Genomic DNA, 24,689 nt, shown 5'->3' with positions numbered 1-24,689 from the left:
GACGTAAATTTTCTATATTCGGGTTAATGAGGTCAGGAGCACTTAAAATAGCGTTGATTTATGTTGTTGCAGGTATCTTATGGATCACGCTTAGCGATAAATTATTACTGGCGCTGCAAAGCCACTTCGATTTAAAGGTGGTATTGTTCATTAGCAGCGTTAAAGGTATAGGTTATGTGCTGCTTACCGGCGTGCTTTTGTACCAACTCATCCTGCTACACACCAGGCGCCTCGCGGAAAGCGAACGGCGTTACCGTAGTTATTTTGACGACAATCCAAATCCCATGTGGATCATTGACCTCCGTACCCTTGTCTTTAAGGCAGTTAATGAAGCTGCTATTAACTTTTATGGCTATAACCGGGAAGAATTTCTTAATATGAGCATATTGGATATCGGCCCACCCGAGGATGTCAACGCTGTTCATACATCCGTTAGGGAACTGCAACCGGGCATGAACGATAACGGGATCTGGCGACATCGAAAAAAAGATGGAACGTTTATCGGTGTGCATATCACTTCACACCTGATCCGTACACAAAAGGGCGGTAACGTTATGGCAATGGTTAAAAACGTAAAAGAGCAGGTCGTTTAATTACGGCAGAATAAAAAAGATTGCCGTTCACTCCCGCTCTTTCTGTTCTATATGATCCTTGCTGCGTTTAGAGGGAGCGTATCCTATATAAAGAGATCATTAAATGTAGGCTCGTGTAAAACGAAACTGATGATCGACGAAATACGTCTGTAAAACAGCGGTTCACCTTAATAAGTTTTGATTACCTGCCCGGTGTGTGCGCCGAACACGCTTTTGCGAAAGCCATATTCCAGTTGTTGCATGGTGGTTGGTATTTCTCCAGGAAAGAAAGGGAAATATTGGGGTGAATCTTCAATCACAGTTGGACTGACGGCATTTATACGGATCCCGTTCTCCAGTTCAATGGCTGCGGCACGCACAAAGCCCTCCACGGCGCCGTTGGCAGCCGAAGCATTAGCAAAGTTCAGTTGTGGTTCATCGGTTAAAGCGCCGGTGATCAACGTAAATGAGCCTTTGGGGTTGATGTAGTGTTGGCCTATCAGCACTAAATTAACCTGACCCATCAGTTTTCCGTCTATACCTTTTCTGAATTCCCGGTCGGTCATTTTTTTCCAGGGGCCTACATAAGTAGGGCCGGCTGTAGAAATAAGTGCGTCAAATGGCCCAACTTGCCTAAACATACTTTCTATAGATTCTGTGGAGGTGATATCTGCCTGGATATCGCCACCTTTGGAAGCGATCCTGATGATTTCGTGTTCTTTTTCAAATGCGCCGGTAAGGTATTTACCCATGGTACCAGTTGCGCCTACAATGATTATTTTCATGCTGTTTTTGTTTTTTTATAACTATTTATTTTTTGTTGCGGTTAGTGAAATGATGAAGTTGATTAAGGGCAGGCCTGCAAAAACGATCCAGGGAACCAGTACTACGGTTAACCATAGTGTACGCTGATATAAGGGCAGAACGGCTAAGGATTGTCCGAATAAGTATAGGAACAAGGTGATTGATGGATAGATCACCAGCCATATTTTTAAAGAGGCGATCAACTTTGCTTTTGTAGTCATAATTCATAAATGATTTGCTGTTACAAAAGTAGCTTGGCCAATAGCCGGCGGGTAGGACAAAAAATAAGTTGTACAGGACATTACTCAAATAAACCCTGTCAATTGATCTTATCGCTTTTTTTTTCGCGCTTTGCTCAAATGTAATTCGGTAGTAAATGCGGATAGTAAAGATGGGATTATATAAGATTTATCGGAAGTTATTCCTGAAGGCCTCGGGCGAATAGCCGGTATGCTTTTTAAAGAAACGGATAAAATAAGAAACATCCTCATAACCAAGGCGGTAAGCTGTTTGGTTGATCTGGTTAGAAGTAGCCAGCAAGCACCTTTTAGCTTCGAGGATGATCTGTTCATTAATAAGTTCTGAACAGGTTTTGCCCAGGGCTGCTTTAGCGGTGGCATTTAACTGGTAAGCAGAAAGATTCAGCATTTCCGCATATCGGGCAACTTGTTTATGAGTTAAAATATGCGTTTCTAACAGCTCAAAGAATTTATCAAGTCGCTCCTGCAAATAAAGGCTGACCTTTGCTGTCGGCGTGCTGCCTTGCCGCCGAATCAATTCTATAAACAAAATATCCAAATTTGCTTTTATTACTTCTTCAAATCTTTCATTTTTGTCGATGGACTCCTGAAAGATGTACGTTAATATCGAAAGCAGTCTTTTAAATCCATCCGCATCAAACTGATAATGATGGGTATGGCTGGCTTTCCGCAATAACTGATTGGATACTTTGTTTTTTGGCGAATAGAATTCGCCTTTGAATTGCAGCAGATAGCCTGTGCTTTCTGCTTCCAGCACGAGTTGATGAACCTGGCCCGGGCGCATAAAAAAAACTGTATGATCAGTGATGCTATAGGGTGAAAAGTCGATATTGTGATTGCCCGCTCCATTTTCTAAAACCAGTAGGTAATAGAAATCATGGCGGTGGAGTTCCTGTACCATGTCCTTTCCATCGAGTAAATTGCGGACGTCGCGGATGCTGAAGGATCCGGAAAGAGTGGGTTCTTCCCTGGTGGTGTTAATATGCCTAATCGGAATTTTTTCCATGTTTTAACATTTCTAAAAGTGGTTCATAGACATTTCAGGGTAAACCGGTTTCAAATGTAATTAAACAATTCAATTATCGCCGATAATCAGTGGTATCCTTGCAGAGGAAGATATAATGGCAAGTCGGCTTAATAAGTTTGGCAGCAGCTTTAAAATAAAACAAGAAGGATACCGTCAGATGAAGGCATTTAATTCTAAAAAAGCACCGGGGTTCGGTGCTTTTTTAGAATAATTAAGAAATATTCGAGACCTACGACCTGGCTAGATCAAATCTGTCCAGGTTCATCACCTTGCTCCACGCGGCTACAAAGTCTTTTACAAACTTGTCCTGTGCATCAGCACTTGCGTATATTTCGGCTACTGCCCTCAGTTCGGAGTTAGAACCAAATACCAGATCGGCTCGGGAGCCTGTCCATTTTACTTCTCCGGTGGTACGATCGCTACCTTCATATACTTCCCTGCCCTCAGCCACAGCTTTCCAGGCTGTACGCATATCAAGCAGATTCACAAAGAAATCGTTACTAAGCACGCCCGGGCGAGATGTGAAAACACCATGTTTAGATCCGTCAAAATTTGTATTTAGTACACGCAGGCCACCTACCAGCACCGTCATCTCCGGCGCTGTCAATGTAAGCAACTGGGCCTTATCTATCAGCAATTCTTCGGTTGCAACCGCAACTTTTGATTTGCGGTAATTGCGGAAACCGTCGGCAGCAGGCTCCAGGTAGCCAAATGATTCTACATCGGTTTGCTCCTGCGAAGCATCCATACGGCCCGGCGTGAACGGAACGGTAATAACATGACCTGCATCCTTAGCTGCTTTTTCAACGCCCGCGCAACCCGCCAATACGATCAGATCAGCCAGCGAAACCTTTTTACCGTCTGCCTGTGCACCATTAAATTCTTGCTGAATACCCTCCAGCACGTTCAATATTTTTTGCAGCTGCGTTGGGTTGTTTACCTGCCAGTATCTTTGCGGGGCTAATCGAATACGGGCGCCATTGGCACCACCGCGTTTATCAGATCCGCGGAAGGTTGAAGCCGAAGCCCATGCGGTAGAAACCAGCTCAGATACGCTTAAACCAGATGCTAATACCTTTGCTTTCAGGGCTGCAATATCATTTTCATCTATTAGTTTATGGTCAACCGCAGGGATAGGGTCCTGCCAAAGCAGTTCTTCCTGTGGCACATCGGGGCCCAAGTAACGTTCGCGGGGCCCCATGTCACGGTGTGTTAATTTAAACCATGCACGTGCAAAAGCATCTGCAAATGCTTCATGATCTTCCAGAAAGCGCCTCGATATTTTTTCGTATGCCGGGTCGAGCCTTAAGGCAAGATCGGTAGTAAGCATAGTTGGCAAACGTTTTTTTGAACTATCGTAAGCATCAGGAATAATTGGCTCGGCATTTTTAGCCACCCATTGGTGCGCACCGCCCGGGCTTTTAGAAAGTTCCCATTCAAAGCCAAAAAGGTTCTCAAAGAAATTATTGCTCCATTGGGTTGGCGTTTTTGTCCAGGTTACTTCAATCCCGCTGGTAATAGTGTCTGGGCCATTGCCCGATCCATATTGATTTGCCCAACCAAAACCCTGCATTTCAACATCAACAGCCTCGGGTTCTTTGCCTACATTATCTGAAGAAGCAGCGCCATGCGTTTTACCAAAGCTGTGGCCACCGGCTATAAGGGCAACTGTTTCTTCATCATTCATGGCCATACGGCCAAAGGTTTCGCGAATATCCCTTGCTGCCATAATAGGGTCGGGATTACCATCCGGGCCTTCAGGATTAACGTAAATTAAACCCATATGTGCAGCCGCAAGTGGTTTTTCAAGGTTACGTGAGTGTATATCGCCATCGGCATCCTCATCAGATACCAACACGCCATGTCCCTCTACTGCACCAGGTGAACCATCAGGGTAACGCTTATCGTTACCCAGCCAGGTGGTTTCGGCGCCCCAGTATACCGATTCATCTGCTTCCCATACATCTTCGCGCCCACCGCCAAAGCCAAAGGTTTTAAAACCCATAGATTCAAGCGCGATGTTACCGGCAAGGATCATCAGATCTGCCCATGAAAGTTTGCGGCCATATTTTTGTTTAACCGGCCAAAGCAGCCTGCGGGCTTTATCAAGGCTTACATTATCGGGCCAACTGTTAAGCGGTGCAAAACGTTGCAGTCCTGCTCCTGCTCCCCCGCGGCCGTCACCCACACGATAAGTACCTGCGCTATGCCAGGCCATGCGTATAAACAAACCACCATAATGGCCAAAATCTGCCGGCCACCAATCCTGCGAGTCGGTCATTAACGCGTGTAGGTCTTGTTTTACAGCTTCCAGGTCAAGGCTTTTAAACGCTTCCGCATAATTAAAATCATTGCCCATAGGGTTTGATAATGATGAATTTTGGCGAAGGATATTTAGCTTTAGCTGGTTAGGCCACCAGTCGCGGTTCCGGGTGCCGCCACCGCCAACATTGTGCTTCATCTCACCGTTTAGAAACGGGCATTTACTGATGTCATTTGATTCGTTTTCCATTTTTTATAGGTTTATTGTATAGAACATGTTTATATCTGGCACTTCTGAATAATATGAAATTAAAACATTGATTTCTATAATCATAATCAATAATTTCTATGAAGAAATAGTTAAAAACTATAAAGATGGAGTCATTTAACCTGATGAGTGTGGCAGCTCAATAAATGGAGTCATGTAACAACATCAGTATCGAACCTAATGCTCAATTTTATGTTACCCAAATTAAAATTAACGGCACAAAAAAGCGGCGCCCCAATTGGGAACGCCGCACCTTAAACCAACTAACCAATTTTAATATCCCGGGTTTTGTTTCAATTGCCGGTTAACGTTTAGCGTATTTTGACCAATAGGGAAAATCTTTGTATGATCATCTGCATCTGGCCTTTTATCCCACCATGTACCGGTGTTAAAAACGCCCCAACGGATAAGGTCTGTTCTGCGCCTGTTTTCACCAATAAACTCCCTGCCCCACTCGTCCAGCATTTCCTGGTCGTTGAGTTGGCTACCGTCCGCTTTATACAGGCTTGGAGATCCGTCAGGGAAATTACGTCGTCTTACCTGGTTCAGCAGCAATGCGGCACCCGCTTTATCACCCTTGCGGTACAAGCACTCGGCAAGGGTATAGTACACCTCTGATAACCTTACTTCGGCGTAAGCAGATGTAATGCGGTTTGGATCGGGTGTAGGATATATGGGATATTTAACCATAAATACACCAGAGTTATGATCGGCATGATTCATATTAGATTCCTTGTCGGAAATTGTAGCGCCCGGCTTAGCATCCAAAAACATGCCTACCTGGTCGCGGATATACAGTGGATATGGCCCTTTATTGCCCTTAACAGTGTCTATACGCGATGCTCCATTAACGGTATGTGTATATGGTAAATAACCGTATAAAAACATACCCTCCCGCTTACTATCGCCTAAATTTTTGTATTTTTTTAAACGCAGGTCGTCCGGGTATTTTTGAAACTTACGGAATGGCTTACCCATTTGAAAAGGATATTCAACACCATCCACATCAAGCCCCGGCTGAAGGGCAAAACGTGGGTTCGATTGACCAAAATCTGTAAACCCACAATAAAGAGGGGCAGCATCGTATGTCATTCCCCAAAAAAACATTCCTCCTTCATACTGCCAATGCGTACGTGTTAAAGTACCAGGGAAACCATATATTACCTCAGAGTTTAAAGATGTATTTGTATAATCAAACGGAGCATCCCAGCGCGTATCAAGTGTATAGCTTCCATATTTGCCACTAATAATATCACGGCTAACTGCTTCGCATTCGGCAAATTTATCAGTGCCGATGTAAACTTTTGCGTTAAGGTAAAGCCTGGCTAATAACGCAGCCGCCCCGGCTTTTGTCCATCGGCCTATACCCTTAGCACCAAGCTGATCGCGGGTTGGCAAGCCCGGAATAGCTTCGGTCAACTCTTTTTCTATGTACGCAAATGTTTCCTGTGGTGTTGACTGAGGGCCACCTTGAGTGGTGTTTTTTACGTCGGTAACAATTACAATATTACGGTAAAAATCAAATGCCCTCAGGTAAAACCAGGCTCTTAAAGTGCGCAATTCCGATTTAAAGTCGGCAAGCTCTTCTGGTGTAATACTTAGCTTGGCAGGGTCTTGTATGCTTTCCATATCCTGGTACGAGTTTGTAGCCAGTACTATTCCCTGGTAAAAATTTGTCCATGCGCCATCAGTAAAGCCATCATTAGGTGTCCAGGTATGATAATGCATACGCTGATAATAACCACCATCCTGCCAGTCGCCCTGGCGGTTATAAGTACCTATTTCATCGGTTGAGTTTTCACCTACCGCGTACACGTCGTTGCCTTGTATACTCCAGTACCCATGTTCAAAAGGGCGAAGAAAATCGCGGATAACATCGTCTCGCCTGGTCAGGAAATTTGCAGCGTCTACCTGGTCATAAACATGTTCATCCAGTTTAGTACAGCTGCCCCCTACTAATGCTGTAAGCAACAGGCCGCTTATATATAGTTTATACTGTTTCATATATTTAATATTAAAATGTTGCCTGCAAGCCAAAAATCAACTGCAGAGTAGAAGGATAATAATTAAGTGATGTGCTGATGCCGGGCGTAAGGCCGTTAACCTGTATCAGGTCTGGATCGCCACCGGTGTAACTTGTAAAAGTGTGCAGGTTTCTGCCTACGGCATACAAGCGTACCGACTTGAGATACTTAGATTTTAAAGGCTGCGTATACCCTAATGATACGTTGTCTATTTTAACAAATGAGCCCGACTCCAGGTAGTAATCGGATGTTCTGTACAGCGTTTGGTCGTTTGTTAGCTTAGAATACTTGCTTTTATCATCATATGCCGATTTCAGCACATTTGCATCGGTCTGACTTGCAGGCGTACCAAGATAAAACGCGGGGGTATTAAAAATTTTGTAGCCAAAAGCCCCCCTTAAAAATACGTTTAGATCAAACCGTTTATAGCGGAAGTTATTACCCATTGAAGCTATATACTTAGGTAAGCCGTTGCCAACAAATTGCCGGTCATCCAAAGAAGCTTCGTTAGCCTTTACAACACTCCCATCTTTTTTATATACTAATAATGCCCCATCATCACTTACCCCTGCTGATTTTAGTAAATAAAATTCACCTATGGAGCGGCCTTCTACTATACGTTGCGTATTTCCAGGCGACCCGGGGGCACCTAAGCCCGCAACATCCTCATAAGTGCCACCGTAGTAGAGCTGATTTGAAAACGAAATAAATTTATTCCGGTTATATGCTAAAGTAAGATTAGCGTTATAACTGAAATCTTTACTTTGAATTACGCTGCCGTTTAAAACAACCTCTATACCATTATTTTTCATTGTACCCACATTAGCTGTGGTTCTGGCTTGTGAATTAGGCGGCAATGGAACCAGATAATCGGCTAACAGATCTTTGTTAGTGCGAACGTAGTAGTCTATTGATCCACCAAGCCTATTATTAAACAAAGAGAAATCTAACCCAACATTGAAATTTATTGCTTTTTCCCACTTCAAATCCAGGTTAACGTTTTGCGACGGCCCATATACCTGGTACCAATCCCCATTAAACGGAAAATATCCGGCAGCGCCATAAAGGATCAGCGATTTGTAATTACCAAAGTCCTGGTTACCGGTTATTCCATAATCAGCCCTTAATTTCAATTCATTTATCCATGGCAAGCTCCCTTTAAAAAAATTTTCTTCAGAGATGCGCCAGGCGCCGGAAACAGCCGGAAAGTTACCCCACTTATTACTTGCGCCAAACTTAGAAGAACCCTCGTGCCTTAGGCTCGCCGTTAAAATGTATTTGTTATCAAAGTCATAATTCAATCTTCCAAAAAAAGAAATAAGTGTAGATCCGTTTTGAGTTGAACCTACCGCGTCCTGACCTTGTCCCTCAGCCCCACCGTTGTACAAGCCCGAGTGCAGGTTGTTCCATGTAAATACATCGAAAGGAAAATCATAGTTTTGCGCATAAAACTGCTTATAGTTGTATAAAGTATAAGAGTATCCACCCAATAGTTTAAAGTGATTGCGCTTTAAATTAAGGTTGTAATTGCCTATCCATTCAAAATTTTTCTGATCGTTTTCCTGTTGTTCCTGCGATGCAAAATTGGTTTTGGTAGTCTGCCCTGAATGAACTATAGTTGAAAGCGTTGATGGACTAAAATTATTCATGTGCGCAGAACGGCTGATCTCTGAAACTGTAACTGTAGTACTTAGGTTATGCAGGATATTTGCTTTCAAAGAACCACTAATATCCAACTCCTTAATTTCTGCCTGCGATTTGATCAGGTTTGCATTTTCAACAGGGTTGTTGGAAAAGAAACCGGTATTTATAAAATTATACTTTCCCTCGTCATTAAATATTGGATAGGTGGGATTAAGCGTAAGCGCATTGTTAAAGTTACCCTGGTCGGCGTTGCTGGTAGTCATATAACGCGGCGCAACGTTAAATGTAGCGGTAAGAAAATTATCATCAGTAGTGTGGTTGATACTTACCCGTGCGCCATACTCCTTTTTATGGGCCCGAAGGTCGATACCATCCGCATTACGATAATCTGCCGAAGCGAGATAGTTAGTTTTAGCCGACCCGCCAGACATCTGTACAGTGTGTTTCTGGCTGAAAGCCGGGGAGTTTGTTACCGCGCCCAGCCAATCGGTTTTAGCGCCGTAATCCTGGCCTTTGTTGTTTTGCACACGGTATTTTAAAAAATCATCCGCAGAAAGATTCTGCAGGCGGTTGGTAACATAATCAAAGCTGGCAAAGCCATCGTAAAAGAATCGTGATTGGGCAGAGCCTTTCTTTGTGGTGATAATAATTACTCCATTACCGCCTCGTGTACCATAGATCGCCGAAGCGGCACCTCCCTTAAGCACATCAATGCTTTCAATGTCATTTTGATTGATGTTATCGATATTGCCACCAGGAATGCCGTTTACAACGTAAAGCGGCCCAAGGCCCGCATTGCGCGAAGAAACGCCTCTTAACTGAACACTTGGAGACGAATTAGGATCGCCGCTTGATGTGTTGGTAATACTTAAACCCGCTACCTTACCTTGTAACGACATTAAAGGGCTGTTGGCAGATACAGGTAACAGATCTTTAGACGATACGTGCGTTATAGCGCTGGATACTTCGCGTTTATCAAGCGTACCATAACCTACACTTACAATCGTCACCTCTTTAAGTGCATTATTTGATTGCGTGAGGGAGGTATTAAGTGTTGCAGCCTCGGTAAGTGCCACTTCGCGTGCGGTATAGCCGATAAATGTGAAAGTTAAGCTTTTTGCTGTTGCAGGAATATTGAGGCTATAAGCACCGTTTGCATCTGAAATAGTCCCAACAGACGTTCCTGTTACTACAACGCTTACACCCGGCATTGGCGAACCATCACCGGCGTCGGTTATTTTGCCGGTTACCATTCTGTTTTGAGCTATTACGGTGCCGCCAAGCATCATAAAGAGCATAAATATGCCCATATGAAGTAAAATTTTTTTATACATAAGATTGATTTGATTGGTTAATAGATGAATTAGCCGGCATTAAGCCCGGCCCGGAAACAGTGCGCAGTTTAGGGCGGCGCTTTTCCACAGATAGCGTTTTTCATTATCAAAAGATTTAAGGTAGTAATTGCCGGATGTTCTCCGGGATTAGTAATTGGTTTGCGTTGCAAGTAAGCCCGGTTGGGCCTTAAATGCAAGCTATCTGAAAGGGGTGAATGAAAAATCTAACGCGACAAAAAAACAACGACCTGTTTAACAGATAGTTAAAAGTTAACAAAGAAAGAAAAATCTAGTTATCTTACACCTTAATCCCCGGCAAGTTGGATGCCCATTATCCGTTGTTCAAAGTCATCTGCCGGTACAAGGGCTTTAGAACGCAGGCGAAAACGGTAGGTATAAACGGTATTTACTGTAAATTCCAAAATAGCGGCTATCATTTCGTTATTATTAACACCCAAACGCATCAGCGCAAAAATGCGGAGCTGGGTACTAAGTGTGCCGGGCTGTTTGGGCCTCAGCTGATCCTCGTTGGATAGCATGGCATTTACTGCTTCAACAAAATCAGGAAACAATTTCAAGAATATCCGGTCAAAAGTATGGAACAGTTGCCGGCGTTCTGCGTGGATGTCTACATTATCTAATTGGCGCAAGGCTTCATCTATACTGCCCGACTTAACTTTTCGTTGTACGTTATTCCTTAATTTATCCAGCTTTATAATATGGCGGGACAGCTCACTAAAGAAAAACCCGATATATTCCTCCTTTATTCTTCCCTCCTCCCACAATTGCTTATTCTTTTGTGCTAAAAGGCGGTTACTTTCCCGTATAACGCGTTCCCCGGCGCGTACTTTTTTAAGTTGAACAAAAATAATAAAGCAAATAAGGCCTGTAATTACTGTTATTACTATTACGCAAGCTATAAATATTAAAAAGCGTTGTCTCTCCTGTTTGGCCAGCATATCCCGCTTTGCGGCTACCACAGGAAGCATACGGGCAACCTGATATCGTTGCATACGTGCTCCAAACTTATTTGCCTGTTCCATAGTCTGTTGCAGAAAAAAATAAGCTTCATCAACTTTTCCCTGCTCAAAAAGCGTATTCCCCAGATCAAGCAAAGCTTGCGCCCTGTAGGTTGACGTTCGTACATCATTTATAGCGGCAATTGCAAGCAGCCGCACTTTTTCGTCGCCGGTACGATAACGGCTTAAACCGGTTACTACCATAGCTTCCTCATGTTCTGAAAGCTTACGGTTCATCAGCTTCATATAATAACCTGAAGGGTGAGGGCCCACGTTTGGCTTTTGCTGTGCCTGTAAAATAAGTTGTTCAAACGATCCTTTTTCAGTTAATGCGATGGCCGAATCGAGGTAACGGAACTTTTTCTCAAGATCCTCAGGAGCATAAAAGCGATCGGCGTTATATTTTGACAGATCAGACCATGCCCATGAATAAAGCACATAATACGATTTCTTTAATTGACGGTCTAACAACCTGGCATCAATTTCACGCAGGCAATCGAATGTTTCCTTGAACATACCCGAGCTAATAAGGGTGGTGCCCAATCGTAAACGATTTTCGGCAAGCCTTCTGTTGTCATGCAACATACCACTGATATGTACCAGTTGCCGCGCGTAATGAAAAGTAGAATCGAAACGGTAATCTTTATAAGCCTCAAACAGGCCCAGGGTTGCAAAATACCGTGCTTCCAGGCCTATTGATTGTTGTGTGTTTAATTTTTGCCTAAGCGTAGCAATCTGCTCATCTTTTTGATGATCATATATTTTCTTACGGGCAATCTCCGATTTGAGGACTTTAAGCAAGCTATCAGACTGTACAGCTGACTTAGCTATGCATGTTGAAAACAGGCCGGTTATGGCGAGTAACAAAAACTTTTTCATGATCACGCTTTATTGAAAGGTAGAGTGGGCAAAGCTAACCCAATAAGAATTTATTTACAGATGATCTGAAAATTTTTAAAGATGATAACTCATCGTTTGTGCATACTAACAATAAATCCTGTAATGGTTATTTGAGTTAGTTAAACGACTAAACGGAACTGGCGTCTTACATGATTTTAAAGCCAGCCCTGACTTTTTAGGTACGCGATAAACTGTGGATTTTTTACCGAAAGCGCAGGTAGCCACAGCCCCAGCCTTTCCCGTTCCCAGTAATGGCTCGGCGTTTGGCCCGGTGTGGCAAAGCGGTACCGGTAAATAACCGCCCTAACATATCGCGGTGGTCGTTTCGGAAAAGGGTTATCTGCAAACAAACCTACTACATCCCGATCATTGTGCAGCAGTTTCCAGGCCAGGTGGTAGGTCCAGGGATATTGTTCAGCCGTGGACATTGCGGCGAACCACATTTGCCAATCGAGCCGCAGCTGATAAGGCGCAATTTGAGGCGGGCGCTGATCGGGTGCCACCGGGAGGCCCTTGTATGGATAGGCTTTCCAGTTGGCGCTATCGGGGTTGGGATCACTGGTACCTTCAAACACCACGTTGTAACGTTCGCGGCCTACGCTGCCAAATGCGCCGTAAGTGTTAACCAAATCCAGCGGATCGAACGAGGTATTCATTACCTGTTTCGAAGACAGAATATTGAGTGCGGGTTGAATACTGAGCAACCCTACCAAACACGTAACCACCAGCGTCGTGCGCTGCATGGGCTGCGAGGGCTCCGCTTCCAACTCAGCTTTTTGTGCTTTGCGTATAAGTATTCCTGGCAGGATCTTCGTCCAAAAACCATCATCCAGACAGGCCAACGCCGGCACAATTGTTAGCCAGTTTAAAAAAGACAGATTACCACTGATAATAATAGCCAGTTGAAACAGGATCATTACTACACCCGCGATATGCCGGGCCAGGCGCGGGCCAAAAGCGAACCATGGCGCTACAAGTTCCCCCAGCCAGTTGAACCATACACCGATTTGTAGCAACGTATGCGGCAGGAAATGAAACCAGCGACTTAACGGCCCCGGTATAGGCTGCGTCTCAAAATAATGATATAAAGCTGTCCCCTCGCGCCATACTGCATCACCACGGTATTTGATGAGCCCGGAACCCAGCATGATACGGACGATTAGCCAGCGGAACAGGATTATAATGAGCAGCGGTGGCGGGCGTTTAGGAAACGGACGCATATCCAGCAAAGGGCACAAAAAGATAGCGAGGAAGCCGGTTTCCGTCAGCTGGATCTCCCAGCCATAGCCATACCAGTCCTGGCCAACATGTACCAGGGAAAGATAAATTACCCACAATGCGCCAAGCGTAAGCGCATTAGCGTAACCGGCCATCATGATCAATGATAAGATCAAGCCTGTCCATACAGTCAACAGTAGGGCCGTGTCTGAATGCCACAGCCAGAACAGCGAAGGTACCCTTATAAAGCCCGCACCCTGCGAACCTAACGCTGCGCTTATTTGCTCCAGGTAATGCCCCATCGGTAATAGCCCGTGTGAACCGATCAAAGGTAGTGCCTGGTTAATGGCCACCAAAAAAGCAACAGCGTAAACCGCACCCAGCAATCGCAGCAGTACAAAACGCATCAACCAGTATTGAGGAGCTGCATCAGGCTCGCTTTGAAGGTTCATCGTGTCTTGATTTGAATCCATCGGAACGCGGTACTACGGAATATCCGGGCAATCCCGGCTGAACAAGCATTGTTCTTTGGCTAACAAACAAGCCGGCTCTAAAGTTTGCAGAACTGCCCGGCAGGTTATTTTCAACACGGTATTTAATTAATATTTTGTGTAGTTAAGTTGCTTTCCTATCTTTATTTTTGGCGAAAGCTCGCAATGCACATATTAGTTGATAACTTACCATCAAAACCTTTACAAAGGTGTAATGACAAATAACTTAACATTGATTAACAGCCAAATTCTCACGCTTAATGCAACCGACACCTTATTTTCTTGCTTGTTAACCTTACAGATGTTCTCATGCACCCGTAAATACCTAACTATCTTAACCGCTAAATCAGCGCCCTATTTTAAGAGGACTAACCAATATTATGAGATTGCACGCTTTCAGATTAGCCGTTAACTGCTGTGTACTTTGCTTTTTATTCCTGGCATGTAATCAGGATAAAACAGGTAATGCAATTGATAAAAAAACAGTTTACATCAAAACTGCGAACGGAAAATATACTTTGTATCGTAATGGGCAGCCTTTTTTTATAAAGGGAGCCTCGGGCTTTACCAATTTGAAACGTTTAAAAGAAGCAGGCGGTAATACCATAAGGGTTTGGGACACAACAAATTTGGGAAAGATCTTAGATTCGGCGCAAGCAAATCATTTAGCTGTTATAGTGGGTTTACCAATGCCCCCAAGCGCAAATATGGATGACTTTTACAAAACACCCAAGGCTGATGTGTATGCTCGAAAAATTGCACAGCTTGTTGATCGGTTTAAAAACCATCCCGCACTTTTGTGCTGGTGCCTGGGTAATGAGCTTGCTTTTCCTTACAAACCAGAATACAACCAATTTTATTCTACATTTAATGGAATAGTTGATATGATTCACCGGAATGACCCACAGCATCCGGTAACTACAACTATCATGTCGTTTCAAAAAAAGAACATTATAAATATTAAGCTCAGAACAGAAATAGATTTCATATCATTCAATATTTTTGGTTCTATAAAAACATTAAAAGAAGATCTCCAAAAATTCAAATGGTTTTGGGATGGCCCGTTTTTAATAACAGAATGGGCAATTGAAGGGCCCTGGACTACCGACACTCAAAATGCATGGGGAGCTTATATTGAAAGCACCAGCACAAAAAAAGCAGAGCAGTATCTAACTACCTATCAAAAGTATATGCCGGTTAATGATCCCGGTTTTTTGGGGTCGATGGTGTTTTACTGGGGGCAAAAACAGGAATTAACCCCAACATGGTTCAGTTTTTTTGATGAAAACGGCGCCGAAACCGAAGCAGTGCAGGTAATGCAATACTTATGGACGGGAAAAAAAACATCCGAAAAGGCTCCTGCATTAAAGTACATGCTGGTAAACGAAAAAGGGGCAAATGATAATATCCTGTTTAAACCCAATGTAATAGCCCACAGCAAAGTTTATCTGGAAACTACTGATACTGCCGGTTATAAATTTATATGGAAGATATATGCCGAAGATTGGTTTAAGCCCAATGGCATATTCAGTGAAAAAAAGCCGAAAGAAATTAAAAATTCAATCATCACAAATAGTGGATCGGAACTAAATTTTAAAGTACCTGATAAAGAAGGCCCTTACCGTTTATTTGTTTATATCTATAATAAAAAAGGCTCTTTTGCAACCTCTAATACCCCTTTTTACGTACTAAAGAGTCCATGAGGAATAATACTATTAAACCGCCTTCCAAATTACAACTAATTAATTTGCGGTTAATGATCATCATTGGTGTGGTGTGTATGCTGTTTTTTATGTATAGCCTGCTCCAAAAATCAGTTATGGGCTATAAACCACTTTACTGGCTACTGATATCTACTTTCGTTTATACTTTTTTTAAAATAATTTATGAGTGGTATCACTACTGGTCTATATCTGTTCCTGTTACCCCTACCGTAACTAAACAATATACAGTTGACATATTTACTACATTTTGTGCTGGTGAACCGTACGAAATGATCGTTGAAACGCTTACTGCCATTCAGGCCATACATTATCCTCACCAAACCTTTTTATGCGATGAAGCTGACGATCCTTACCTGAAATCCGTTTGCGAAACACTGGGGGTTCATCATATAACAAGAACTATAAAAATTAATGCGAAGGCCGGTAATATTAATAATGCCTTAGCACAGTCATCGGGTGAGCTATGTTTGATCCTTGACCCCGATCACATCCCGGTTCCTGAATTCCTGGACCCAATAGTTGCCCATTTTGAAGACCCTGAAATTGGGTACGTGCAGGTTGTACAGGCATACTACAATCAGCATATTGGATGGATAGCAAAAGGGGCAGCACAGCAAACTTATCAGTTTTATGGCCCCATGATGATGTGCATGAATAGCTATGGAACCGTTCAGGCAATTGGCGCCAATTGTACGTTTAGGCGCACAGCGTTAGAATCCATTGGCGGGCATGCCGCTGGGCTGGCCGAAGATATGCATACGGCCATGCAGTTACATGCACGCAACTGGAAGTCTGTTTACGTCCCCGCTGTACTATCAAGAGGCTTGGTTCCGGCTACGTTGTCGGCTTACTATAAACAGCAATTGAAATGGTCACGGGGAGTTTTTGAGCTTTTGGTAACTTCTTATGTGAAGCTTTTCAGGAAATTCAGCTGGCGGCAAAAACTTCATTACGGCCTTTTACCGTTATTTTATTTATCGGGTTTTGTATTTCTTCTCAATTTTTTGATCCCGGTTATATCCTTATTTACAGATGCTTTTCCATTAAGGATGGATTTTTCTGAGTTTTTAGTTATCAGCATTCCTTTTATAACATCTATCATCCTAATAAGGCATTTTGTACAGCAGTGGGTGATGGAAGACAACGAACGTGGATTTCACGTTGTAGGAGGATTGCTGCTCATCGGCACGTGGTGGATCTTCATATTAGGCTTCGTTTATACTATCATTAGAAAGAACGTACCTTACATTGCCACTCCTAAGGATGTTAAAGACGAAAAAAATCTCAAAAATAATCTTCCCAATATTTCAGTACTGGTCATATCCATCCTATCTATCATTTATGGTCTTAACAACGACTGGAGCCCATTTACCCTTTTCATGTCAGGTATTGTTGGTTTGAATTGTATGTTCATGATTTTTATGCTTGTTGCCAGTTCAGAGCTAAAAATTCAGGGTTATGTAGGCAAACATGGTACACTGTCTAATGCGGTTTCAAAACTACAATCTGCTAAAAGACACTTTTGGTTGTTAAGGCGAAGTATATATACAGGCGTAAGGAAAGTTAGCCTGATCCTTACCGTACTGGTAATTTCTATTAGTATTTATGCTTCCCGTGATTCAGATGAATATATAGATATCAGTGCTATACGTCATAATGCCGGCAAAAATAATACAGCTGAAATCATTTCTACATCGGATACTACCGGTTTATCGCATCTCATTAGTCAATCTAAGTACTATGCTGCAGCGGCTAAACCAATCTTTCGCATTTCAAATACGGCTTCACAAGATTCCAAAACTGATCAAGTAAACGTATTATTAAACCCATCGTTTTTTTCATCAGTTAAGGGTGTGATCTATTCAAAAGGCCACTACTGGTATAAAAACCTAACCCCGCTTACTAAAAAAATCATAATGGAAGATTTTGGCGAAATGAAAAAAACAGGCATAAATACGATAAAAATATATGGCCCCAATATATATGACAACTCAACCTTTGATGCCGCGGCGCAAAAGGGTTTAAAAATCCATTATAGCTTTTGGATGCCCGACCCGCCGAGCTTTATAAACGACACCAGCTATCTGGCAGATCAATCCAATATCATTCTGAAGATAATAAATAAAAATAAGGCAAACCCCAACATCAGCGCATGGAATTTAGGTAACAGCAATTATCAGCAATTAGCCCTATTTTATCATGAACCGCAATTGTACCGGGCTCAATTACATTACATTAATTTCTTGAAGCGCCTTGTAAAAAAGATCAAATCGGCAGATGCAACCAGGCCGGTAACTCTTGATGTTCAATCATCGCCCACGCTCGGCCTAACAATAAACTTATTACATGAGCAGATACCTGAAATTGACGCGTTCGGAATAATCATTAATAATAAACGTTCATTAAAATATCTTACAGCAAGCATTAAAGCTCCATATTTTTTAAGCAACGCAGATCCCGAAGCATTAGAGAACGTTGCATTGCCTACTTCCGGAACTTTTTATGCCAATTGGCAGGATCAGCAAAGCAGCTCTTCTGTCACGCTTGATGGTTTAAAAGATATTTGGGGCCGCAACAAACCCTATCTTTATAAAATAAGCCAAAGCTGGCATGGTACAATATCGGGCCATAGGTTACCTCCTATTAAAATATTAAAGCCTGCCCTAACCACCACGGCGGGTGCTTCCCTACCTTATCATGCTTTGATATATTCATATAATAAATGGAACATTGCAGCTCATTTTAAAACCGAAGTAAAGTTTGAATGGTACCTGGTTAAAACAGATAGCGATGGTAATGCAATAGGCATGAACAAGGTGGGAACCGGCCCGGATATATACGTTAACATTCCAAAAAACAATGACAGATACAGGCTGTACCTTGTAGCTGTTAAAGACAATAATGTTGTTGATGATTATAGCACATTAAATACACCTCTTGAAAATTAATTACAAGTGAAAAGAACATCATCAAAGACTTATTTGGCAATAGCTTTTGGTATTTTATTTGTTCTGATATTATTTTTTGGTGTTAGATTTCTATTGAAGAATTATTTGCTAAATATTTATTATCCTACAAACCAACAGGTGGTAGCTGTATTTAATGTTAATGGTGAAAGTAAGGTTTTACCCCCCGGCTCTATAATTTGTTATAACGCTGTATTTAAAAATACAGCGTTATGGTCAGATAAAAGCGCCTTTGAAACAGCCTTAAGCAATCATGATGTGTTAATTACCGTGGAAACCTGGCTAAAAGGTAGCGATTATAAACGTAACGTGTTAAATGAGGTAGCAAATGGCCGTTTTGATAAGCAGATCAGCGAACTGGGAGCTGTAATTGCCAAAAGCAAAAAAAAGGTTTTTATTCGTTGGGCACCTGATATGGAAGTACCTACTGATGTATATCCATGGCAATTTAAGTTACCGAAAGATTATATTGAGGCATTTAATTATTTTTCAAAAAGGATCAAACAACTCGCCCCAAAAGTACAAATTGTATGGGGGCCATCAGGTTACCCTGGCGACACAGAATATTGGCCCGGAAACCAAATGGTTGACTATGCAAGCATAACCTTAGGAAGCAGTTCAGAAAAATCTGTAAACTATTACCCGCTGGCAGGGTCAATCCCAGAGATGTTAAAAAGTAAACTTCATCGCTTAAGGTTTATTGACAGGCCGGTTTTAATTATGAGCGATGAAGAGGGTTTAAAAACTAACTTTAAACCTATCTGGTTAACCGATCAGCAATCCTACCATCATAAATATATCAATACCGTTTACAGTAAAAACGTTTATGCTGATAGCGCCAAAATTAAGCCTGAAAGGACTGCGTTAAAGATTGGCGTGTATGACCCAAATAAAAAGTTATTCAATCGGCCGCGAATTACCGTAGAGCATCTTTTTACAGACTGGGGCGAGGTTGAAAGAGGTGATTTTGAGAGAAATTTCCTGCAGGTCATCGATCGCCACCACGAAGTGATCGTAACTATGGAACCATGGCGTGATAATAGCGGAATAACAGATACCATCGTTTTAGAAAACATATTAAAGGGCCGTTATGACAAACAGATCAAAAAATTATTTGACATAATTTCTTCTACAAAAACTATCGTTTACCTAAGATGGATGCATGAGATGGAAATTCCAATACACAGATATGCATGGCAAAGCCAGGATCCGGTTAGCTATATCAATGCTTTCAGATATTTCATGCAGTTTGATGGAGGGCCGGGTATAAACGTAAAAAAAGTTTGGGGGCCAGCAGGTGACAGGGGTTCTGTAGACTTTTGGCCGGGCGATGACGTGGTCGATTATATCAGCATAGCAATTTATGGCTTACCTGATAAAAATATTACTGATCCGGAGAAACAAGAAGCATTCAGCACCATATTTAATCGAAAATACTATCGTATGAGATTCCTTGATAAGCCTTTGTTTATAACAGAGTTTGGCGTAAAAGGATCAGAGGCTTTTCAAAATAAGTGGCTTGCCAACGCCGCCAAAACCATAAATACTAATCCTCATATTTTCGGTATTTGCTACTTTAACTTATACGACAACCCAAAGGCCTGGGGTAATATTAAAGCTCCCGACTGGAGCATAACGCCAAAATCAATGATCAAATTTTGCAGTCTTTTGAACGAGTAAACATTAAGGATTGAGTAGCCTGCTCTTAGTTAATTTCAGCTCTTGTATGCCTGACCAATAAAAAACCCTATGATCAATGCGACAGCGATAAGCGCCCACCAAATAAATTGTCGGGTTTGCAGGTTATTAACTACTTTTTTAAGGTTGCCGATCTGTGTTTCATTCGCCAGCTTAACATTTTGCAGTTTCATGTTCTGTTGCTGCAGCTTGGCCAGTGTGCTACCAACTTCAACTGGTTTTTGCTGCTCTAATTGGTAGCGCTTGGTAAAGCCCCCCTGCTTAAGGAACTTTTCTCCCTTTGGTTTGAGGATAAGTTTCTCTGGCAACTCATAATCACCATGTTTGCCGGATTCAGCGATCAGCCCCTCCCTGGTCAGTATCTGTACCATAGCAAAGGCAGAGGCTTCATCCTGATCAAAAAGTTCCATTAATTGCCGACGGGTCAGGCTATCCGGAATGCCGAAGGCTTCCAGCATAGTATCCAGCATTTCGCATTCATATTCGTTCAGGTCTGTCATTGCTGCAAATTTAGTAATAATACCAGCGTTTTTTAATGCATAAACAGCGTTGCCTCAGAAAGGGATGGCTTTGAAATATCTTATCCGAAAACACTTCCGGCCGCACGTTTAAATAAAAATGCGGTCTTTCTGATTTGATCGAAATTCATTAATTTCCGTTTTTAATTTTCAGCCATCCAATGCGTTTAAACTTCAACCGTACATTACAGATTGGTTACGGTATTTCCATATTCATGTTGGTAATTGTAGGATTTATTTCTTACCGGACCGTCCAACAATTATTAGATAGCAACCGGGCCGTATCGCATAGTAACCTGGTGATCCAAAAACTTGAAAAGACCATGTCTGTGATGAAGGATGCGGAAACAGGCCAGCGTGGCTATCTGCTCACCAACAGCAAAGTTTTCCTTCAACCATACAATGAGGCATACCGGCAGGCAGGTGCCCTACTCAACGAAGTTACCGGATTAACCCAGGATAACCCTACCCAGCAGCGACACATGCAGGCGATCCGGCTCATCTTACAACGGCGGTTAACGATACTGCAATCGCTCGTTAATATGAGACAACAGGGTAAAGCGATCGCCTCTGCCGATCTTGTGGCGGGCAAATCAACCATGGACGACCTGCGACAGGCCATAGATAAAGCTGAAAATGATGAACAGGCATTGCTTAATGATCGTATAGCTGCGTTAAACCGTTATGCTATTATGGCTCCGCTTTTCATTGTCCTGGCTATCCTGCTCGGCGTGCTGATCTCCATACTATCCTACATAAAAGTAACCCGGGATATTAGGGAAAAGGACCATCTCCAGGCGGAACTTACACTAAAAGAACAGGAAACAGCTGCCTTTAATGAAGAACTGACGGCGGCAAATGAAGAGATCACAGCGGCCAATGAGCAATTAACCGTGATCAATGAAGAACTATCGGAAGCACGGGAAGAAGTAGCTGCCATGAACGTTGTTCTGGAGGAAAAAGTGGCCTTACGTACCCGGGCTTTACAGGAAAGCGAGGAAGAGACCCAAGCCCTGAACGAGGAATTGATCGCTATTAATGAAGAACTGGCCTCGGCTAATGAAGAATACCAGGCAACCAACGAAGAGCTTGTGGTGGCCCGTGATCAAATGGAAAAGAGCGGACGCTTGTTCCGTGCGATCGCACAGCATATCCCCGGATCGTTGGTCATGGTTATCGGGCATGATCATCAGGTACTGACCCTAGAAGGCGACCTGCTGGAACGTTTGAATTACAATACCCACAACCATGTAGGTAAACATCTCGCTAAAGTCACCTCATCCGAACGTTATGCCGCCAGCCGTGAGCTTTATGAGCGGGTATTGGCCGGCGAACAGTTCCGCATCAACCACAAGGGTGACGGGGATACCGATTACCAGGTGGATTTTGTACCCCTGCTGACGGAAGCCGAACAGGTTTATGCCGGACTGATCATTGCGCTGGATATTACTGATCTTAAAAAAGGGGAAGAAAGAAGCGCCAAACTGGCGGCCATTATTGAATCATCAGATGATGCCATTATCGGTAAAACACTTGACGGTATCATTACCAGTTGGAACCGGGGTGCTGAACGCATCTTCGGTTATACGCAGGAAGAAATGATCGGTGAATCGATCTTTAGGCTAATTCCGGAAGATCGTCAGGAAGAAGAGCCTCTACTAATAGCCCGTTTAAAAAAGGGCGAACGCGTGGACCATTTTGAGACAAAACGCAGAACACGTGAAGGCATACTGGTCGATCTGTCGCTCACCATTTCGCCGATAAGGGACAAGGAAGGCCGTATCACCGGTGTCTCCAAAATCGCCCGTGATATTTCGGAAAGAAAACAGGATGAGGTGCGCAAAAACGATTTCATCGGGATGGTAAGCCATGAACTCAAAACCCCATTAACGTCCCTGAACGCTATCCTGCAGGTGGCTAACCAGAAACTGCGGCTCAGCGAAGATGCCTTCCTTGCCGGCGCCATGAATAAAGCCAATATACAAATGAAACGAATGACCACCATGATCAATAGCTTCCTGAATATCTCCAGGCTGGAATCGGGCAAATTGCTGATCGAAAAAGGCCCCTTCGGGTTGGATAAACTGATCGCCGAGGTGATCGAGGAGATGAAACTCACTGTAACCAGCCATGCGATCAACCTTCATACTTGCGAAAAGGTGAATATACTCGCCGACCGGGATAAAATCAGTTCGGTGATCTCCAATTTACTCAGTAACGCCGTCAAATATTCACCGAAAGGAAAAGTGATCGGGGTGAACTGCACTGTTAGGAACGGCGAAGTTCAGGTTAGTGTACATGATGAAGGGATGGGTATTAAGCCGAATGACCTGGCAAAGATCTTTGACCGCTATTACCGAGTAGAAGGCAACCATACCCGGCATATTTCCGGTTTCGGTATCGGGCTTTACTTAAGCGCCGAGATCATCCGGCACCATAACGGCCGGATTTGGGCCGAAAGCATACCGGGAGAAGGATCGACCTTTTATTTTAGTCTCCCATCTTAACGTTGATGCAGATGAAAATACCTAACATAGCAATCTCCTCTTTCCCGGAAGTGCCTGATTAAACACCCGATGCCCAATATTGTATCAGATATGCAGTTTATTTTTCTTCATATGTTTACGATGGAGTTTATGGCCGGGCAGTATTTTTCTTAATCTATTTTTATCTCTTTGAATGAACCAGATAAGAAGGCAAAAAGCAACCAATACAAAGATACCCGCAATGGGATAACTGATCTCTATCATAAATTATATAATATAGATGTAGGGAAAGGGATCGAACCTTTTGTTAATGCTGCCATCCAGCCCCCCTACTTTGCTTTGTTTCAAAGGCAATTTGTTTAACAATTATTTTATTACTGTTTTAATAGCATCACCAACTTCGTGGCCGGCATTAGCCTTAAAATCAAACCCGAGTAATTGCGCTATAGTTTGCGCCAATTGCTTGTGGTAGGTAACAGTTGGTGTTTTAACCTCGCCGGTTGGCGCTGTATCCGGCCCAATCACCGCAAACCAGGTATTTTCAGAACCTTTTACATCGGCACCGTGATCTCGCCATTTATCCATAGGCTCATCTCCCCTGCCGTGGTCGCAGGTAATTAAAAGGGTTGTGTTATTTTTATAGAACGGATCGGCCTGGATCATATCCCATATAGATTTGATATATCCATCTTCCTGTTTAGCCCTGTCCAGGTAAAATTTGTAATTACCGGCATGTGCCATATCATCAGTTTCATCAAATGCCATGTATAAAACACGTGGTTTGTATTGCCTGATGTATTCCTTGCTATACTCGTAGGTAATAAAATCTAAACGGGTAGAATCGCCCAGGTAAGGCGGTACATTGTGCTGCAGTTCGTTCAGATACTTTAAACGTGCGTTGGCATCCGGGTTTTTCAGATCGGCATAACCAGAATACACCGGTAAGCCCGAACGGTTCACATTCAGGATCTGCGGAAAGCGTTCCCATGATGAAAATGCGATAACCTTACCCTCAAAACCCTTTTGCTTGTTGATATACTCCAGCACATTCATATTAGGGTTAGTAATAGGATCGTTGGTATTCATCCTTGCATCCGGGAAACCAGTGAAGATCTCATTATAGCCCGGGTACGAAAACCGGTACAGGTTAGCCAGCTCATCCTTATTACCCGCGTCGCGGTTACCATAGAGCTGCCCTTGCTTGCTTATTACTGACCATAAGAACGGGAACAATAATTTACGGCGCTCCCCGACTGATCGCACCCAATATTTTTTACGTACTTCATCCTTGTCTGTAGTGTATTTGGAGTTGATCATGGCCGAATCAGCGCCGCGATATACCTCCTGCCAGCGCATGCCATCGAGCGTTACAATGATCAGGTTTTTGGTTTTATGCTGCGCGAATGAATAAGTAAGCAACAGTACGCAGGTAACAGTAATAAATATTTTTTTCATAGATATTTTGTATAAAACA

Annotated in this window: 15 protein-coding genes; 5 read left to right on the top strand and 10 right to left on the bottom strand. The window is 42.9% G+C overall.

Annotation, left to right across the window (positions count from 1 at the left end; all coding sequences use genetic code 11):
* Positions 1 to 26: 26 nt before the first annotated feature.
* The gene (locus tag NPE20_RS00640) at positions 27 to 593 is read left to right on the top strand and encodes a PAS domain-containing protein (RefSeq protein WP_256536656.1); all 567 of its coding nucleotides are present in this window, start codon (positions 27 to 29) and stop codon (positions 591 to 593) included.
* A 167-nt stretch (positions 594 to 760) separates the two neighbouring features.
* Here NPE20_RS00640 and NPE20_RS00635 read toward each other — a convergent pair whose 3' ends face one another.
* The 8 genes from NPE20_RS00635 to NPE20_RS00600 form a co-directional block, all read right to left on the bottom strand.
* The gene (locus tag NPE20_RS00635) at positions 761 to 1,357 is read right to left on the bottom strand and encodes a short chain dehydrogenase (protein WP_256536655.1); all 597 of its coding nucleotides are present in this window, start codon (positions 1,355 to 1,357) and stop codon (positions 761 to 763) included.
* Between the two features lie 21 nt (positions 1,358 to 1,378).
* Positions 1,379 to 1,597, bottom strand: coding sequence for a putative antibiotic biosynthesis monooxygenase (locus tag NPE20_RS00630; RefSeq protein ID WP_256536654.1), 219 nt, complete (start codon positions 1,595 to 1,597; stop codon positions 1,379 to 1,381).
* A 187-nt stretch (positions 1,598 to 1,784) separates the two neighbouring features.
* A complete protein-coding gene (locus tag NPE20_RS00625) occupies positions 1,785 to 2,642 on the bottom strand; it encodes a helix-turn-helix domain-containing protein (RefSeq protein WP_256536653.1) in 858 nt (285 codons plus the stop codon).
* A 250-nt stretch (positions 2,643 to 2,892) separates the two neighbouring features.
* Complete coding sequence (gene katG / locus NPE20_RS00620) at positions 2,893 to 5,175, bottom strand: catalase/peroxidase HPI (protein ID WP_256536652.1); 2,283 nt, start codon at positions 5,173 to 5,175, stop codon at positions 2,893 to 2,895.
* 291 nt (positions 5,176 to 5,466) lie between these two features.
* Positions 5,467 to 7,197: a RagB/SusD family nutrient uptake outer membrane protein gene (locus NPE20_RS00615; RefSeq protein WP_256536651.1), complete on the bottom strand. Its 1,731-nt coding sequence runs from the start codon at positions 7,195 to 7,197 to the stop codon at positions 5,467 to 5,469.
* Between the two features lie 10 nt (positions 7,198 to 7,207).
* The gene (locus NPE20_RS00610) at positions 7,208 to 10,195 is read right to left on the bottom strand and encodes a SusC/RagA family TonB-linked outer membrane protein (RefSeq protein ID WP_256536650.1); all 2,988 of its coding nucleotides are present in this window, start codon (positions 10,193 to 10,195) and stop codon (positions 7,208 to 7,210) included.
* A 305-nt stretch (positions 10,196 to 10,500) separates the two neighbouring features.
* Positions 10,501 to 12,093 carry a DUF6377 domain-containing protein gene (locus NPE20_RS00605; RefSeq protein ID WP_256536649.1) on the bottom strand — a complete coding sequence of 531 codons (1,593 nt, stop codon included), beginning with the start codon at positions 12,091 to 12,093 and terminating at the stop codon, positions 10,501 to 10,503.
* A 176-nt stretch (positions 12,094 to 12,269) separates the two neighbouring features.
* Entirely contained in the window at positions 12,270 to 13,784 is a 1,515-nt protein-coding gene (locus NPE20_RS00600; protein ID WP_256536648.1) for a lipase maturation factor family protein, read from the bottom strand.
* Positions 13,785 to 14,203: 419 nt separating this feature from the next.
* On the opposite strand from NPE20_RS00600, the gene NPE20_RS00595 reads away from it, so the two are divergent.
* Genes NPE20_RS00595 through NPE20_RS00585 form a run of 3 tightly spaced genes read left to right on the top strand, consistent with a single transcriptional unit; the run spans position 14,204 to position 20,193 of the window.
* The gene (locus NPE20_RS00595) at positions 14,204 to 15,526 is read left to right on the top strand and encodes a glycoside hydrolase family 2 TIM barrel-domain containing protein (RefSeq protein ID WP_256536647.1); all 1,323 of its coding nucleotides are present in this window, start codon (positions 14,204 to 14,206) and stop codon (positions 15,524 to 15,526) included.
* Positions 15,527 to 15,579: 53 nt separating this feature from the next.
* On the top strand, positions 15,580 to 18,495 hold the full coding sequence (locus NPE20_RS00590) for a glycosyltransferase family 2 protein (protein WP_256536646.1): 2,916 nt from the start codon (positions 15,580 to 15,582) through the stop codon (positions 18,493 to 18,495).
* Positions 18,496 to 18,501: 6 nt separating this feature from the next.
* Positions 18,502 to 20,193 carry a glycoside hydrolase family 26 protein gene (locus NPE20_RS00585; RefSeq protein WP_256536645.1) on the top strand — a complete coding sequence of 564 codons (1,692 nt, stop codon included), beginning with the start codon at positions 18,502 to 18,504 and terminating at the stop codon, positions 20,191 to 20,193.
* Between the two features lie 35 nt (positions 20,194 to 20,228).
* Here NPE20_RS00585 and NPE20_RS00580 read toward each other — a convergent pair whose 3' ends face one another.
* On the bottom strand, positions 20,229 to 20,711 hold the full coding sequence (locus NPE20_RS00580; protein WP_256536644.1) for a hypothetical protein: 483 nt from the start codon (positions 20,709 to 20,711) through the stop codon (positions 20,229 to 20,231).
* A gap of 179 nt (positions 20,712 to 20,890) precedes the next feature.
* Between NPE20_RS00580 and NPE20_RS00575 the strand changes: the two genes are divergently transcribed.
* Positions 20,891 to 23,236 (top strand): PAS domain S-box protein, encoded by a 2,346-nt coding sequence (locus tag NPE20_RS00575; RefSeq protein WP_256536643.1) that lies wholly within the window; start codon positions 20,891 to 20,893, stop codon positions 23,234 to 23,236.
* 345 nt (positions 23,237 to 23,581) lie between these two features.
* Here the strand turns inward: NPE20_RS00575 and NPE20_RS00570 are convergent, their stop codons facing one another.
* Positions 23,582 to 24,670: an alkaline phosphatase family protein gene (locus NPE20_RS00570; protein ID WP_256536642.1), complete on the bottom strand. Its 1,089-nt coding sequence runs from the start codon at positions 24,668 to 24,670 to the stop codon at positions 23,582 to 23,584.
* Positions 24,671 to 24,689: the final 19 nt, after the last annotated feature.

The organism is Mucilaginibacter aquariorum, from assembly GCF_024498135.1.
Taxonomy (GTDB): Bacteria; Bacteroidota; Bacteroidia; order Sphingobacteriales; family Sphingobacteriaceae; genus Mucilaginibacter; species Mucilaginibacter aquariorum.
Note: the sequence above shows the minus strand (reverse complement) of the source record. Positions and strands in the feature narration are given on the sequence as shown.

Excerpts from the sequence above, each read along its gene's own strand:
- NPE20_RS00580 (WP_256536644.1), bottom strand. The coding sequence starts at position 20,711 with ATGACAGACCTGAACGAATATGAATGCGAAATGCTGGATACTATGCTG.
- NPE20_RS00610 (WP_256536650.1), bottom strand. The coding sequence starts at position 10,195 with ATGTATAAAAAAATTTTACTTCATATGGGCATATTTATGCTCTTTATG.
- NPE20_RS00640 (WP_256536656.1), top strand. The coding sequence starts at position 27 with ATGAGGTCAGGAGCACTTAAAATAGCGTTGATTTATGTTGTTGCAGGT.
- NPE20_RS00600 (WP_256536648.1), bottom strand. The coding sequence starts at position 13,784 with ATGAACCTTCAAAGCGAGCCTGATGCAGCTCCTCAATACTGGTTGATG.
- NPE20_RS00590 (WP_256536646.1), top strand. The coding sequence starts at position 15,580 with ATGATCATCATTGGTGTGGTGTGTATGCTGTTTTTTATGTATAGCCTG.
- NPE20_RS00625 (WP_256536653.1), bottom strand. The coding sequence starts at position 2,642 with ATGGAAAAAATTCCGATTAGGCATATTAACACCACCAGGGAAGAACCC.
- NPE20_RS00570 (WP_256536642.1), bottom strand. The coding sequence starts at position 24,670 with ATGAAAAAAATATTTATTACTGTTACCTGCGTACTGTTGCTTACTTAT.
- NPE20_RS00635 (WP_256536655.1), bottom strand. The coding sequence starts at position 1,357 with ATGAAAATAATCATTGTAGGCGCAACTGGTACCATGGGTAAATACCTT.
- NPE20_RS00630 (WP_256536654.1), bottom strand. The coding sequence starts at position 1,597 with ATGACTACAAAAGCAAAGTTGATCGCCTCTTTAAAAATATGGCTGGTG.
- katG (WP_256536652.1), bottom strand. The coding sequence starts at position 5,175 with ATGGAAAACGAATCAAATGACATCAGTAAATGCCCGTTTCTAAACGGT.
- NPE20_RS00575 (WP_256536643.1), top strand. The coding sequence starts at position 20,891 with ATGCGTTTAAACTTCAACCGTACATTACAGATTGGTTACGGTATTTCC.
- NPE20_RS00595 (WP_256536647.1), top strand. The coding sequence starts at position 14,204 with ATGAGATTGCACGCTTTCAGATTAGCCGTTAACTGCTGTGTACTTTGC.
- NPE20_RS00605 (WP_256536649.1), bottom strand. The coding sequence starts at position 12,093 with ATGAAAAAGTTTTTGTTACTCGCCATAACCGGCCTGTTTTCAACATGC.
- NPE20_RS00615 (WP_256536651.1), bottom strand. The coding sequence starts at position 7,197 with ATGAAACAGTATAAACTATATATAAGCGGCCTGTTGCTTACAGCATTA.